11 protein-coding genes are annotated in these 15,763 nt (G+C 25.1%); 4 read left to right on the top strand and 7 right to left on the bottom strand.

Annotated features, from left to right (window positions below):
- Positions 1–21 precede the first annotated feature (21 nt).
- Together MBBAR_RS04365 and metG are read right to left on the bottom strand one after the other, a co-directional pair.
- Positions 22–1,665 carry a DUF530 domain-containing protein gene (locus tag MBBAR_RS04365; RefSeq protein WP_080460044.1) on the bottom strand — a complete coding sequence of 548 codons (1,644 nt, stop codon included), beginning with the start codon at positions 1,663–1,665 and terminating at the stop codon, positions 22–24.
- A gap of 257 nt (positions 1,666–1,922) precedes the next feature.
- A complete protein-coding gene (gene metG, locus MBBAR_RS04360; protein ID WP_080460043.1) occupies positions 1,923–3,935 on the bottom strand; it encodes a methionine--tRNA ligase in 2,013 nt (670 codons plus the stop codon).
- Positions 3,936–5,157: 1,222 nt separating this feature from the next.
- On the opposite strand from metG, the gene MBBAR_RS04355 reads away from it, so the two are divergent.
- Both MBBAR_RS04355 and priS read left to right on the top strand, forming a co-directional pair.
- The gene (locus MBBAR_RS04355; protein ID WP_080460042.1) at positions 5,158–6,546 is read left to right on the top strand and encodes a DNA primase; all 1,389 of its coding nucleotides are present in this window, start codon (positions 5,158–5,160) and stop codon (positions 6,544–6,546) included.
- Positions 6,547–6,828: 282 nt separating this feature from the next.
- Positions 6,829–7,803: a DNA primase catalytic subunit PriS gene (priS, locus tag MBBAR_RS04350; RefSeq protein WP_080460247.1), complete on the top strand. Its 975-nt coding sequence runs from the start codon at positions 6,829–6,831 to the stop codon at positions 7,801–7,803.
- Between the two features lie 281 nt (positions 7,804–8,084).
- Here the strand turns inward: priS and MBBAR_RS04340 are convergent, their stop codons facing one another.
- From MBBAR_RS04340 to MBBAR_RS04330, 3 genes are all read right to left on the bottom strand, one after another.
- A complete protein-coding gene (locus MBBAR_RS04340) occupies positions 8,085–8,516 on the bottom strand; it encodes a DUF3021 domain-containing protein (RefSeq protein WP_080460041.1) in 432 nt (143 codons plus the stop codon).
- 15 nt (positions 8,517–8,531) lie between these two features.
- Positions 8,532–8,969 carry a LytTR family DNA-binding domain-containing protein gene (locus MBBAR_RS04335; RefSeq protein ID WP_080460040.1) on the bottom strand — a complete coding sequence of 146 codons (438 nt, stop codon included), beginning with the start codon at positions 8,967–8,969 and terminating at the stop codon, positions 8,532–8,534.
- A 180-nt stretch (positions 8,970–9,149) separates the two neighbouring features.
- Positions 9,150–9,950: a CARDB domain-containing protein gene (locus tag MBBAR_RS04330; RefSeq protein ID WP_158082529.1), complete on the bottom strand. Its 801-nt coding sequence runs from the start codon at positions 9,948–9,950 to the stop codon at positions 9,150–9,152.
- A 175-nt stretch (positions 9,951–10,125) separates the two neighbouring features.
- Here MBBAR_RS04330 and MBBAR_RS04325 point away from each other — a divergent pair, with 175 nt between their 5' ends.
- Positions 10,126–10,890, top strand: a complete 765-nt coding sequence (locus MBBAR_RS04325; protein ID WP_080460038.1) for a DUF169 domain-containing protein — start codon at positions 10,126–10,128, stop codon at positions 10,888–10,890.
- Positions 10,891–11,174: 284 nt separating this feature from the next.
- Positions 11,175–11,723: a nitroreductase family protein gene (locus MBBAR_RS04320; protein WP_080460037.1), complete on the top strand. Its 549-nt coding sequence runs from the start codon at positions 11,175–11,177 to the stop codon at positions 11,721–11,723.
- Positions 11,724–11,990: 267 nt separating this feature from the next.
- Here the strand turns inward: MBBAR_RS04320 and MBBAR_RS04315 are convergent, their stop codons facing one another.
- Together MBBAR_RS04315 and MBBAR_RS04310 are read right to left on the bottom strand one after the other, a co-directional pair.
- The gene (locus tag MBBAR_RS04315) at positions 11,991–13,733 is read right to left on the bottom strand and encodes an ABC transporter ATP-binding protein (protein ID WP_080460036.1); all 1,743 of its coding nucleotides are present in this window, start codon (positions 13,731–13,733) and stop codon (positions 11,991–11,993) included.
- 2 nt (positions 13,734–13,735) lie between these two features.
- The gene (locus tag MBBAR_RS04310) at positions 13,736–15,556 is read right to left on the bottom strand and encodes an ABC transporter ATP-binding protein (RefSeq protein WP_080460035.1); all 1,821 of its coding nucleotides are present in this window, start codon (positions 15,554–15,556) and stop codon (positions 13,736–13,738) included.
- Positions 15,557–15,763: the final 207 nt, after the last annotated feature.

The following is a 15,763-nucleotide window of genomic DNA, read 5'->3' as shown; positions in this document are numbered from 1 at the left end:
ATTTCTTTTTTATTTCTAAGTTTATTTCTTTATCATTTCTAAGAATTTTTTAGATTTATTGCTTTTTGGCTTTTTAAAAGTATCAATGTTTTTTATTCCATTTTCAACACTTTTTTCAGTAACATTGAATGTTTTTGAAGATAAAGAAACTGGAATATTACAATTTGAGCTTATAATAGCTGCTCCAAGTGAAACATAATCAATTTTTATATTGGATCCTTTTATTTTCTTTTCTAAATTAAATTTTTTATTCAGTAATAAATCCATATTATTTAATTCAATTATTTTTTCATTTTCATTATTTTTTAAGATATTAACAACTTCTTTGTTTATATTTTCAAATATTCTTCTTTGTTTTCTATCAATATCACTACGGAGATATGGGAAAGGACCTCCATATCTTTTTCGTCTGTCTTGTGAAGTTGTTAAGTAATATTTAAAAATATCCCATAGTATTAATGTTGAAGCTACTTCTGAAAATACTCTTTTTTCAACATTTTTTCTTTTATGGATATCTTGTTTTAATTGAGGATCTAGATTTTCTCTTTTACTCATTAATCCAACAGTTTTTAATCTATTTTCAGTTTCAAATCTTCTCCATTCTTCTAGTGAATCTTCCCCAACAACGAATTTAGGTCTTTGTAGTTTTACATCTCTCACAATTTCATCGTATTTAGCTAATTTGTAAATATTACTAATCTTATCTTTTAATATGGATTCTTTATTGTTTTGAACAATATTTTCTGCATATTTAGCATATCCAATAGCTAGTGCAGTTCTAGCATGTTTATCATTGATTATAGTTGGTTTAGTTCTATGAAATTGCAGAAATTCAATTCTTACATTTTTACCATATTCTTTTCTTATTTCTTCTTCATAGCTATTGACATATTCAGAATCTAGTGAAACTCTTTTCCTTATCCATCTGTCATTTTCTTTAAATTTTATAACTGCTGAAACGGTTTTCACTACACCTTTTCTTTCTTGTTTCAATATACTTAAAACTTTTTTAAAGGATTCTCTTCCCCAACTTGTCATTTCAGACATTAAAACCATATAATTTCCAGATAATGGCAAGTAAGGAATGATTTCTAATCTATAAACTCCCGTTTTATTAATTTCGAATTTAAAATCATTACAGCCACATGAACATTCTTCTTTTTCTTCTAATTTTGATATATTTTCCTTGTTTTCAATATTTTCAATATTTCTATTATTTGCTGATTTTTTTTTAGATAGTTCTATGAATGCTGAGGGTTTATATGATTTAGAACAAGATTCACATTTAAAGATTCCAAATTCTTCTAAATGCCCTATAGCTATTTTATGAGCATCAATTGCAGATTTAACCCGATCTAATACGTTTTTTTTAGCTGTTGCCTTCATTCTAAAGTATTGACCGTGCCTATTTACTTCGCTCATTTCTTCAAAGGCAATATCTCCTGAACTAGTTGATCCATACTTATTCAAAGATCGATATGGGGCAGTATAGCCTTTTAAATCCATATCTTCTCTCATTTCTTGCAAATTGCTCAATCTTTTTGTAAGTATAGAGTAAACTGATTTAAATGATTCTAGTTTGGAAATTTTTTCCAAACTTATTTTTTCATTTTGAACCTCATTTAAATATTTTTCAGCTTTACTAATAAGAATTGATTCATCCATTTAATCACCGTGAGGACTTAACACTTACAATAATTCAAGAATAACGCCAATTTCATTTTTATTGAAGTGTGTTAGATATAATAGGATTTTAATTTTTATATTTTACTGTTTATAGTTCATATTTCAATATTTATAGTCTATATTCTATTGATTATAATTTATATTCTATTATAGCTTATATTCTATTTTTATATTTCATATTATATTTGTATTCTATGTTATATTGAAATATTATTACTTTTCATGTTATTTCTATGTTATCTTATGTTTTCTCCTACTTCGCCTTCTTCACAAGCTAATAAAGTAGAACTATCACTTGCCAGTATCATACCTTCAGATTTTACTCCGAATAATTTTGCAGGAGGTAAATTGACTAAAACAACTACTTTTTTATTTATTAATTCTTCAGGTGAATATTTAGTTCCAATTCCAGCTACAACTTGGATTTGTTTTTCTTTTATATTTACTTGTAACTTTAATAATTTATTAGAACCTTTTATTTTTTCAGCTTCTAATATTTCACCTATTCTCATATCCATTTTTCCGAAATCATCAATAGTAATCTGTTCATTCATTTCTTCGCCCCCTTTTTCTTCTTTGTTTTCTAGATTTTTTTCTTCACTTTCTAAATTTTTATATAAGTTTTCTTTTTCTTTTTCTAGGATATCTTCATCTATTTTTTTAAATAATGGTTTTGGTTTATTTATCGCATGATTAACTTCAAGAGGAATTTTTGAGTCATTCCATTTTGTATCTATTGGTATATTTAATATATTAGCAATTTTTTCAGCTTTATTTGGGATATAAGGTTTTAATAATATAGCTAATGCTTTAGTCAATTGATTACACAAATATAAACAGTTAGCTGCTCTTTGATTATCTTCTTTAACAGCTTTCCAAGGTTCTTGATCATTAAAGTATTTATTTCCTTTTTTAGCTATTTTTATTATCTCGACTAAACCTTCTCTAAATTTAAATTCTTCAATTAATTTTCCCACGGTATTTGGAATCTCTTCAATAGCTACTTCAAAAGCTCTATCATCATCATTTGGATTTTTATATTCTGGAATTTTATTATCAAAGAATTTTTTTGTGAAAGTAAATGTTCTATGTAGGAAATTTCCAAGTACATCAGCTAATTCGTCGTTAATCCTTCTTCCAAAATCATCCCATGAAAAATCAGTATCTTTACTTAAGGGAGCATTTATTGTAAGATAATATCTTAATAAATCACTATCATATTTTTTAACAAAATCTTCCACCCAAATAACCCAGTTTTGACTTGTAGACATTTTTTTCCCTTCAAGTGAGAGATATTCTCCTGCAATAATATTGGTTGGTAGTCTACACCCATATCCTTCAAGAAGAGATGTCCAAAATAGTGCATGGTGATAGATTATGTCTTTTCCAATAAAATGGATTGCTGTATCATTCCAATATTCTTGCCAGTCTTTTCCAGTCTTAGCTGACCATTGAACAGCAGAGGATATGTATCCAAGGAATGCTTCTCCCCAAACATATATTATCTTTCCTTCTACTCCTTCAAGAGGAATTGGAATACCCCAATCCATATCTCTACTTAATATCCAGTCATTTAAACCTTCTTTTAACCAATTTTTAGCATAATTTTTAACATTTGCGGGCATTTCTTTATTTGAATCTATATATTCTTCAATACTCTTTTGGAAGCTACTAAGTCTGAAAAAATAATGATTAGATTCTTTTATTATTGGAGTATGATTACAGGTTAAACATTTCGGATCTATTAAATCCACCACATCTAAATGCCTTCCACAACTTTCGCAATGATCTCCTCTTGCGCCTTCAGATTTACAATATTTACAGGTTCCTTCTACATATCTGTCAGGTAAGAATTTTTCACATTTCTCACAGTATAATTGTTTTATTTCCTTTTCATAGATTAAATCTTTTCCATATAGATCTAAAAAGAAATTTTGAGCTATTTTATAGTGAATTTCATCAGTGGTACGTGTAAAGCTATCGAATGATATGTCACATGACTTTAAGTCCTTTACAATCATTTTATGATATCTTGTAGCTATTTCAATAGGTTCTTTACCTTCTTTATCTGCTTTAACTGCAATTGGTGTTCCATGTTCATCAGTTGCACCAACTAGTAGTACTTCATTATCAATCATTCTATTATAACGAGCATAAATATCTGCAGGAATGTATGTTGATCTTAAGTGCCCTAAATGACAGGGTCCATTTGCATAAGGTAATGCACATGAAATAAAAATCTTAGACATCTTTTTCCTCCTATTAATTAGTTTATCATCAGACTAACTATATTTGCAATGTTTTAATTATTCTATTATAAAATTATTCTATTATAAAATATTTTGATTACTTTATTATAATTTTGTAATATTTATATAAATTATATTATATTATCGATTTAGCATTATATCTTATTATATTATCTCATTATATTCCCATTATATTATTAATTGAATTAATTGACTAAAAAATATAATATAATATTTAATATAACATTAAAAAACATAGATATTTAATAGATATTTGAAAAATTAAATATGTTATATTTTTTACTTTTTTCTTATATAAATATGATGATTTATTTTAAACTAGCTATTTTTAACCTTATTTTTACTAAAAATCTTTTATAATTATTGTTTGAATTTGAATTCTTGATTAATGAATATGAATTTATTTTTTAGACTTATTATTAGCAATGAAATTGATATTTCTAAATATAAAAATGATTTTAATAATTTTAATATGTTTCATAAATTAATATTACTTGTTTATTTTAATGATTAATTAATTGTACAGGTTTAATATAATTTTATAAAAATAGAGAACCTTTTCTAATGTTAATATTATTGCTATATTATTGCTATATTATTATTGAGTATATTAAGAATAATGAATAAGAATAATGAAAAATAATAAAATACAATATAATAAATGGTCTAATAGTGAAATATTTTACAGTAAAAAGTAGAAAATAGTTTGAGAGATAATACTCTGTCTTGCACTGATTTAAGACTTAAATTTAATAGAAAAAATAGTGAATATATTCATATTATTGCTGAAAATGTGGAACTCGGAACTAAAAAATAAGTACTTGTTATATTGTAATATATAAAATTATATTTTATTTTTAATTATTTTTAATTATTTTTTTTATTTTTCTTACTATCTTATTTAGGTATTTAAATAGATTAAAGAGTAAATAAGAGATAAATAGCACTTTTATATTATAAATATTATAAATAAATTTTATTATTATCAACTTTTTAGGTTTAAGTATTTTTAAGTTTAAATATCAATTTTTAAATAACACTAATTAATTATGCAATTTTAAATTAAATAAATAATTAGATAATTAAATAATAATTAAATAATAATTAAGTAATAATTAAGTAATAATCAAATAATAACTAAATAATATTAAATAAATAATTAAACAAATAATTTTTTAATGATAAAGATAAAATAAATAATATGGTGTTATTGTCATTTATAAATCCTCTTTCAGAAGAAGGTCAAGAGATAGTAAAGGAAAAAGGAGATCTTGAAAGCGTATTCTCTTCTAATGATGAATTAATATATATTGTTACTCATGATAAACGTCAAAATATCGATGATGATTCACTCATACCTGAAAGCTATGGAGATTTAGCTATTAAGCGTATTCAATGGTATATTGAAAGAAAAAATAATAAAGATTTTAATAATGATGATTACAGCTATTTATTCAATGAAGAAATTACTGAAGCTGATGTTATTTCTTTTCATTTAATTTCCCAAGCAATAGCTACTAAACTCAATCCAAACTCTCGTGAAGCAAGATTTTTTGTAGAATCCCAAGGAAAAATCATTGAAGAAAGATTAGTTAAATTACCTGAACAGGAAAGAAAAGAAATTGTAAATAGGATCTTGAATCAATTGATCTTTCAAGAAAACATTAACTGGAAATTTTTGAAAGAATTAGTAGCTAGTAAAAAGATTTCTCTGACTGATCTTGTTTTAGATGAAGGAAATATAATTTTAGATAAAGAGGATTTCATCAATCGTTTTGGAGATAAATTTAAAGATAGGGCTCCTGATAGAATGTATGAAATTATAATTGGAGATAGTATTAAAGAGTTAATTTTAACTAAAATGATTATGCAGAATACTGAAAATTATCTTCAAAAAATAAGAGAGATGTCATCTAAAATAGAGGTTCATCCAGCTATATCCGAGCTTTCAGAAAAGATTGCACAATCTATTTCTGAGCTTACAAGTAAATATAGTGGATTTTATGGAGTTGGTGGATCGGAAGGGTCCATGAAAATTGGAAAATTAATAAAAGAAGCTTTTCCTCCATGTATAGCAACTACAGTTGAAGGTGTATCATCAGGAGGTAGAAATGATGCGATTGTTCTACTTTTAACCTCATTTGTTTCTTATGCTCGTCTTTATCCTGCTATTTTTAGAAATGAAGGTGTAGATGTTAAAGTTTCTGATATTGATCCCAATCTTACCATTACTTTAAATGAAATTTTACCACTTATTTATGAAGCTGCTGATAATTGTTCTCCTCCACTTTTTGATGATCAACCACAAGAAAAGATAAATATAACTTCAAAACTTGGTTTTGGAATGTATGAAAATCCTGAACTTGATCATGAAGGTGAAACAACATGGTATACTCCTATGAGTTGTGAAAAGATTAAAATGCACTTACCTCAATTATGTAGGCCTGACAAATTATGTGCAAAAATAGGAAATCCTCTTTCTTATTATTCAAGAGCTAAATGGTTGATGGAAAAAGAAGGAAAATCGGCTAATAGTATTAATAGTAACAATAATAGTAATGGAGATAGTAAAAATAATAATAATCAATAATTAATATTGATACTAATACTATGCTATAACTAATATAATACTAATAATAATTGTAATAATAATAGTTGTAATAATACTTGTAGTAATATTTGTAATAATGATAATAATAATTAATGATAATTGTAATAATAATAGTTGTAATAATACTTGTAGTAATATTTGTAATAATGATAATAATAATTAATGATAATAATAATTATGATATGAAAATAGGATAAATTGATTTTAGGTATAAGTTCAAAAAATTCTTATACATATTTATGGCATATTTATGGTGATATTATTTTTAAAACAGCTACTTTAGAAGAGCGAAGAAGATATTATAGGGAGGAATGGTCTGAAAAGGATTTGCCTAAATTTATTACAGATGAACTTAGAATGAGGGAATTTGGGTTTGATCATTTAGGACATGGCCCTAATGATAGATATAAAGTTTTTAAAGGTAAGGATTCTCTTAGAAGATTTCTTAGATATAAAACTCCTTTTGCAGCTTATATATCCGTAGCTTTTTATAATAATCCTCGAAGAAGAGGAGATTGGCTTAAATCAGAATATGTTTTTGATGTTGATGCAAAAGATCTTCCTATAAGGTCCTGTGATTGTGATGGTGTTTGCGAAATCTGCCTTTCTGAAGCTCTTGAAATAGTAAATAATATGATAGATACTTTAGAAGGAGATCTTGGAATAAAAAAGATTCATCTCATCTATTCTGGTCGAGGATACCATATAAGAATATTAGATGATGAAATAATGGATTCAGATAGTGAACTTAGGTCTGAAATTCTAAAATATGTAGCTGGAGCAGAAGTTCCAAAATTAAAGTATGGTAATATATCTGAAGGTAGTGGAAGTAGCTATAATTTTGAACATTTTTCTATTCCAATAGCTTATCCCAAGGTTTTTACAAAAAGAATAAAATATAATATCCAGCACTTAAAAGGAAATGAGGAAATTGATGATATAAACAAGAATTTATTAAAGGATATTATTAAAAATAGGGATCTTTTGGATGATGATCAGTGGGGTATTTTTAGAAGTAAAATAGGTCCAAGAAGATATAAAAATATGGTTACTGGAATGGCAAGGGTTAATTTAGCTACTATTGATGCAAAGGTTTCAATAGATCTAAAAAGAATTTTAAGGTTGCCCACTTCTCTTCATTCAAAGGTTAGTATGAAATGTGTTGAAGTAAAAGATCGTGAATGGTTTGATCCATTTAAAAGTGCTGTTCCTAAGTTTGTAGAAGAAAGAAAGTAATAAATTAATAAATATTAACTTTAATCTACATATTTTGTATATTATTAATAATAAATAATAAAAGTAATAATACTAATAATACTAGTAATAATAGTAATAATAAAAGTAATAATACTAATAATAATACTAATAATAATACTAATAATACTAGTAATAATAGTAATAATAATTTTTTTTATATTACTGTTTTTTATATTATTTTAATTGTTTTATTAATATTGTTTATTGTAATTTTATTATTGTTTATTATTTTAGTATCTATTATAGTTGTTATTGATATATCAATTCTTGTTTTGGATTTTTTTTATCTGTTTATTTATATCTGATGCTTCTTTTCTATTATATAAGTAGAAGCCTGCCCATATTAGAATAACAAATATAAGAGCGATTAATACCCATATAATAATTCCTAATCCATAATTTATTGGAATCCATCCTACAAATAAAGATGTGATTATTAAAATACTCATTCCAATAGATATTTGTATTAAAAATTGTTTTAACAAAGATAATTCGTTGTTTTCATAAACTATTGAAGGTAAAGAGAATCCAATGCCTACAACCATAGCTGCGATTGAATAGATTATGAAGTTATTTATTAATAATTCTTGAAACTCTTTTCCTCCAAAATAAATCCCAAATATACTTAAAATTATTAATATTAATGATCCTATTGCCATTCCTTGGACAGTTAGCTTAATATATTCTTTCATAAAAATTCCTCCTAATTATAAACCAATATATTTCTTAAATTTAGGTAAATATTTTCTTGAAATGTTTGATTCTAATCCATTTTTCATTTTAACATGCATAACTCCCTTAAATAATGGAATTACATTATCAATTTCTTTTATGTTAATTATCGTTGATTTAGAGATCCGAAAAAAATTTTCACCTAATATCTTTTCTAATTCATATAATCGTTTATTTGAAGCATACTTTTCATTTTCATCATAAACAATGACTTGGTTATTCGCTGATTGAACCATGAATATTTCTTCAATAGATTTTATGAATATTTTATCCTTATTTTTTAAAATTATTAATGAACTTGATTGAGTTTCAAGTGTTTCAATAGCTTTTTGAATCTCATCAGTTATTTTATCTGTGAAAATTACTGCATAAGGCTCTTTTATTTCATTAGATAATTTTATTTCAACTTTCAAACTATTCCTCCTTTATTTTATCATTGAATATCTATCTATATGTATTTACTACAAAAATAATCTTTTTGGAGGATTTGATAAGTTGTATATATCCTTAGCTAAGTGGTAAAAATAGAAGTTTAAAATAAGAATTAAGTTTATTTATAAAAGATAAAAAATAAAAAAATTAAAGTTTAATAATTAGTAACATATTTTGCATGGACCATAATATTGTCTAGCATAAGATAATGATACATAACTTATATATTTCATGTTTCCATGTTTATATGCATGGTATTTTGTTCCAGTCCTTGTTATTATTACTTGCCCTCCACTATTCTTTTTTGGTGTTGTTTTTTTAACTATCTTAATTCCTTTTACTGTTTTTTTGTTATTAGACTTTTTTAGTTCATTGATTTTATTTTTATAATCAACATTGAATATCTTATTGTATTTTGTATAGTATGAACTGATAGGTACTTTAACAGTTTTATATTTCCCAGGTTTTAATGCAGGAACATATGTTTTCTTAATGTGTTTTCCTTTTGAATATATGCCTAAATAATTGCCTTTAGCTGTTGCATCTCCAGTATTTTTAATAGTTATATAGTAATTATTATTTTTGCGTTTAACTTTAGTTATTTTAAGATCTGGTTGTTTTAAAAAATTTACTGTGACTTTTTTAATCTGTGATAAACCTAAATTTGAAGCATAAAAAGTCTTATACATTGAATAACCATTTTTACTCTTGTAATTTTTAAAATCAATTTTATTTTTTAAAGTTTTTGATTTACCTTTATTATCACTAATTTTAATAGATGAAACTTGTTTGTAATTTTCTGTCCAGATACTTCCAGATTTAGAATCAAACTCAACCTCATAGTTTTCAGCATTATTAGAGTAATAATAGTCATCATTTTCGTCATGCAATGTATATGTAGCAGCTGAAGCAGCACTTAAACTAAAAAAAGCTACCAACACAAAAAAACATATTATTAACAATTTACCCGCACTTTTCATAAATAATCAAAACCATTCAATATTAGTATAGTAATAATATTTTGCTTGGCAATAATATATAAAACTTTTTAAATTATTTTTTATTTTATCTATTTTTAATTGTATACATTAAATTATTTTAATTATATTCTCTAATATTAATATAAGGGTGATAAACATGAGTGAAGTTAATGAAATTGGTAAGAAATTTAAAACACTTTTAAAATTAGATAAATTTCCTTTAGCTATATATGAATCGGAAAATCTTCCTGAAAATGCAGTACCTATGTGTTCATTGGATCGCTGTGTTGCAAAAGCGATTTTTCTAACTTCTGATAATGATAATATAAATCCTTTATATATAAATAATAAATCACTTAAGGGATGTTGTCCTGGATCAATCACATATTTTGGATTTGGAAAGCCAGCTAAATTTATTAAATATTTTGTTTCTACTGGTAAAGAAAATTTTAGAGGTGGAGATGCTGAATATCTTAAAGCAAGCCCAGATGATGTTGAAAAATTTTTGGAATCTATTGGAGAAATAAAACAAATTGAAAAAAATCTTATAATTCAAAGATGTGAAGATGTGGAATATGATATTGATGATATAAACCTTAGATCAATTCTTATTTTTGGTGATGCCGAGCAAATACGAAATTTAAGCAACTTAATATATTTCAAAAATGAGAATACTTTTAATGGAATTAGTATGCCTTTTGGACCATCATGTGCTAGTTTTATTACATATCCCACAGGAATGGCTGAAAAAACACCTGAAAATACTTCTTTTTTAGGACCTGTTGACCCAACTGGCAATACCTGGTTTCCATCAGACTATTTATCTATGGGAATACCAATAAAAATTGTAATAGAATTATATAATGATATTGATGAATCATTTATTTCTAAACGACCAGACGTTGCATTTCCACAAAAATGAATATGAATTTTTATATTTATAATTTTTTCCTATTAGTTTTTTCCTATTAATTTTTTCCTATTAATTTTTTTTATATAAAATATTTTTTTATTAAAATGTGTTCATACTATTTTTAGGTTTTTTAAATTAGAGAGCAACTTCTTTTTTGATGGATTGTGTTATTTATCTGTAGTTTGTATAATTGAATGACCTTAAAGTATATACATCTAACTGATAATATTATAATAATAAGTCATTATAGAAGATAAATAATTTTTTTCTTTAATGATTAAGGTTGTGTTATTATGAATACATTTGAAGTTATAAATAAAAGAAGAAGTGTAAGAAGTTTTCGAGATGAAAAAATTGATGAAAATGATATTGAAAAGATTATTGGGACTGGTAAAATTGCACCAGTAGCTGGTAAATTCCAAATTACTGTAGTTCAAAACAAAGAGATTCTAAATAAATTAAACGATGCAGTTAAAGAAGCTTTAAAAGCCTCTGGAGATGAAGCTAGAATAGCTCAAGCTGAAAACCCTGATTATAATGCTTTTTATGGAGCTAATACTTTTGTTTTATTTTCAGCACCTGATGAAAATCCTTTTGGAGCATTGGATACTGCACTTGCAGCTGAAAATATCATATTGGCAAGTACCGAATTGGGATTAGGAACTTGTTATATGTTAACACCAGTATTTCCATTACAATCTCCAGAAAATGAAGAATTACTTAAAAAATTCGAACTACCAGAAGGATATAAACCAATTGGGGCTGTTGTGATTGGTAAAGTATCTTCAGATATTCAATATCCAGAAAGGAATGATCTGAATAATGTAAATTATGTGAAATAATCACATATTTTTTTAATTATTTTTTTTATGTATAATTCTTAGACTATATTTTGGGTTATGAATTTTTAATTTAGATTTTACTTATTGGATATTTTTATTTATTATTTATTGAATGTCTTTATTTTTTATATTTAAGACTTCAAATATTAAAGAAAATATAAAAATTAGGAAATATAAAAATTATAATACTTAATTACAATATCTAATTATAATACATAATTATAAATCTAATTAATACTGATTATAATATCTAATTATAATACTTAGTTATAATCTCCATTTTCCTGTTTTATTTTGAATATCAACCATTTTCTTATATAAACCATCTATTTGATTTAATTCTTGAGGAGAACCTTTTTCAACTATTTTTCCTTCTTTTAAAACTACAATTTTGTCAGCATTTGCTATTGTACGCATTCTATGTGCAATTACAATAACAGTTTTATTTTTAATCAATATAGACAATGCTTTTTGAATTTCAGATTCATTTTCTACATCTAAAGATGCTGTTGCCTCATCTAATAAGATTATTGGCGCATTTTTAAGTAGTGCTCTAGCTATTGATATTCTTTGTCTTTCTCCTCCTGATAATAATGATCCATTCTCTCCAATTAATGTATCATATCCATTGGGAAGGTTTTTTACAAATTTATCACATCTTGCTAGTTTTGCTACCTCATATACTTCTTCATCACTTGCTCCATGAGATCCTATTCTTATATTTTCTTTTACTGTATTATTGAATAGAACTACATCTTGGAATACAATTGCATAATTTTTGAGTAGTGCTTCTGGATCAATTGTTTTTAGATCAACACCACCTAATGTTATTTTTCCTTCATTAGCATCCCAAAATCGTGCTGCTAATTTGGATATTGTACTTTTTCCTCCTCCTGATGGACCTATTAATGCTGTTACTTCTCCTTGTTTTGCATTGAAGTTAATATTTTTTAAGATATCTTTATCTTCTTTATAATTAAAACTAACATCTTTGAAAGTGATATCATATCCCTTATTTGAGTATTCTATAGATCCATCTTGGACTGCTTGACTTTCTATTTTTTTCATTCTCTTAATTTTAACTCCTGCCATAAATATTTCAGCTAAAAATTCTAAAGCACCTTGAATTGGTAGATATATAAATGCTGCAGCTATTAAATATAATATAAACATTAATAGACTAATTTGACCACTTACTAATAGAGTAGATCCCACAATCATCACAGACACAATACCTAATTTAAGTACCATTTGACCAGATATTACACTAGTACCTGTTACTAATTCACTTCTAATAAGAGAGGACTCAATATTTTTGATTTTCCTATTTAGCCCTTTTAAATAATCATCTTCATAATTATATGCCTTTAATTCTTTTATTGTTTCAATAGATTCTTGGATTCCATCAGTACCGGTTCTACGTTTTTTTATTATTTTTTCACTATTTTTTTCCTGTATTGATTTTGAAACAATAACTATTAAGAATGATACTGGAATAACCCATAATAATGCAATAGATAAAGGAAAGTTGAATAATAATATTCCAATAGATATAATAACTAATGAAATTACAGAACCAGCTAATTCAGGAACTGCATGAGAAAATGCATGTTCTAAGTCAGTACAATCTCCCATAATAGTTGTTGTCAAATCAGATAAATTCTTTTTTTCAAAAAATGACATTGGAAGTTTTCTTAGCTTTTCTGCAAGTGTTATTCGTCTAACTTCGCTTTCTTCATAAGTGGCATTATAGATGAAATGGTATTGTTTTGATTTTAATATATAAATTATTCCTAAAACTATTATTATTAAGATTATAAATCCTATTAAATCTAATTCAACAGAAATAATACTTGGATCTGGTATATATTGAGATAAAAACAAAACAAATAGTATAACAGGTAACATTAAACTAAAATCTAAAAGAGTTGTATATATTATTCCTTTCTTTAAGTTATTAGATCCTTGTTTACTTAATGCAAATTTTTTAGCTAGATATTCATCTATCATTATTACACTCCCTCTTTTTCATTTTTTAATTTTATTGGAGATTGGAAATTTTTCACTTTCCACTGTACAGATTCATTATAGTTATCCCACATATTCTTATAAAAACCATCTGCTTCAATTAGCTCATTATGTGTTCCTGATTCTATAATCTCACCAGATTGTATTACATGTACTTTATCTACATTTTTAATTGTAGATAACCGATGAGCTATAATCAACACGGTTTTTCCTTCTGTAATTTTTTTAAAAGCTTTTTGTATTTTGTATTCATTTTCAGGATCTGCAAATGCTGTAGCTTCATCTAAAATAATTATTGGAGCATCTTTTAATATGACACGAGCTAAAGCTATTCTTTGTTGTTCCCCTCCAGATAAATGAACTCCTGATTTTCCAATAACTGTATCTATTCCATCAGGTAATTTTTTTATAATATCATCACATTGTGCAGCACTTAATGCTTCTAATACTTCTGATTTTTTAGCATCTTTTTTAGCAATTAAAACATTGTTTAATATACTGTCTTTAAACAATTGAGTTTTTTGAAAAATAAATGAAATATTTTTCATTAATTCTTTTTCTTTAATATTTTTTACATTTACATCTCCGATTAATATTTCTCCACTGTCTACATCCCAAAATCTTGGAATCAATGTAGCTAAAGTAGTTTTTCCTCCTCCTGAAGGACCAACTAAAGCTATAGTTTCATTTTCTTTAATCTCAAAATTGATATTTTTTAAAGTTTCCTTTATATTTCCAGGATATTTAAATGAAACATTATTAAACTTTATTTGATGATTTGTAGTATGCTGAGGATTTTTACTTTCTTCTAATGGTTTTGTATCTAATATTTTTTCTATTTTTAGTAGAGATTGTTTTGCAATCATCCAATTTTGACTTGAAAACATGATTTTATTCATTATTAAAGATGCTATTGGAGTTAAAATAATGTAAAATATTAAATCTAAAAATAAAGAAGGATTAAATGTAGAACCCATTAATAATATTCCTGCAGGTATTAATAATGCAAAAAATCCATTTATTGAAACAGTAAAGCAAGTATATAGGACTTGACATGAAATTGAATAGTTGGTTACAAATTTACTATAGTCTTTAATTGTTTTGTGGAAGTTTTTAAAGGAAAAAATACTTTGTTGGAAAGTTTTTGTAACAGGTATTCCTCTTACATATTCCACTGCTTCGGAATTCATATCTTCTAAAGATTGTTGATAGTTTATTAGCATTTCTTTATTACTTCCCCTCATCATAGGTATAAGTATTAATAATGCTATTAACATTGGAATTAAAGATAATACTCCGAAAAACCAATTATAACTAAATAATAATACTAAAAAAGCGATAGGAGTTACCAATGCGCTAATTAAATCTGGTAATGAATGAGCTAAAAACCCTTCTGTTGTTGCAGAACTATAATCAATAATTTTACGTAAACTTCCACTACTTTTATTTGAAAAAAATCCTAATGGTAATTTTAGTAAGTGATTCATAGTTATAATTTTCATATTTCTTTCATTTCTAAATGCAGATAAATGTGTACACATTAATGCTACAAAATAGATTCCTATAGATAATATTCCGTAAAATAATGCCATCCATCCATAGTGAGCTAAATTTACAGCATTTGAATAATTTGGCATTACTAATATTATCTCTTCAATCATTTTCCAAATATAAATAAATGGTATTAATCCTAAAACAGCACTAATACCAGCTAAAATACATCCGATGACAGTTAAATATTTATATTTTCCTGAAAAGCTTAATAAACTTAAAAATTTATTGTCTTTTTTTTCATATAACTTCATTTTTTCCCCTTATATTATTATTTTAATAATTATTATTTTAGTAAATTTAGGCATGCCTAAATTTATAATAATCCAAAAAGCCATTCCTATTTTTAAAACAATTTAAAAAAACAAATATATTTTAAATGACTTTAAAGAAATTTATTAAAACTAAAATTAAAATAAAAAAACCATTAAAATTATCTAATAAATAGATAATTTTAGTCA

This window comes from Methanobrevibacter arboriphilus JCM 13429 = DSM 1125 (assembly GCF_002072215.1).
In the GTDB taxonomy this organism is placed as follows: domain Archaea; phylum Methanobacteriota; class Methanobacteria; order Methanobacteriales; family Methanobacteriaceae; genus Methanobinarius; species Methanobinarius arboriphilicus.
Note: the sequence above shows the minus strand (reverse complement) of the source record. Positions and strands in the feature narration are given on the sequence as shown.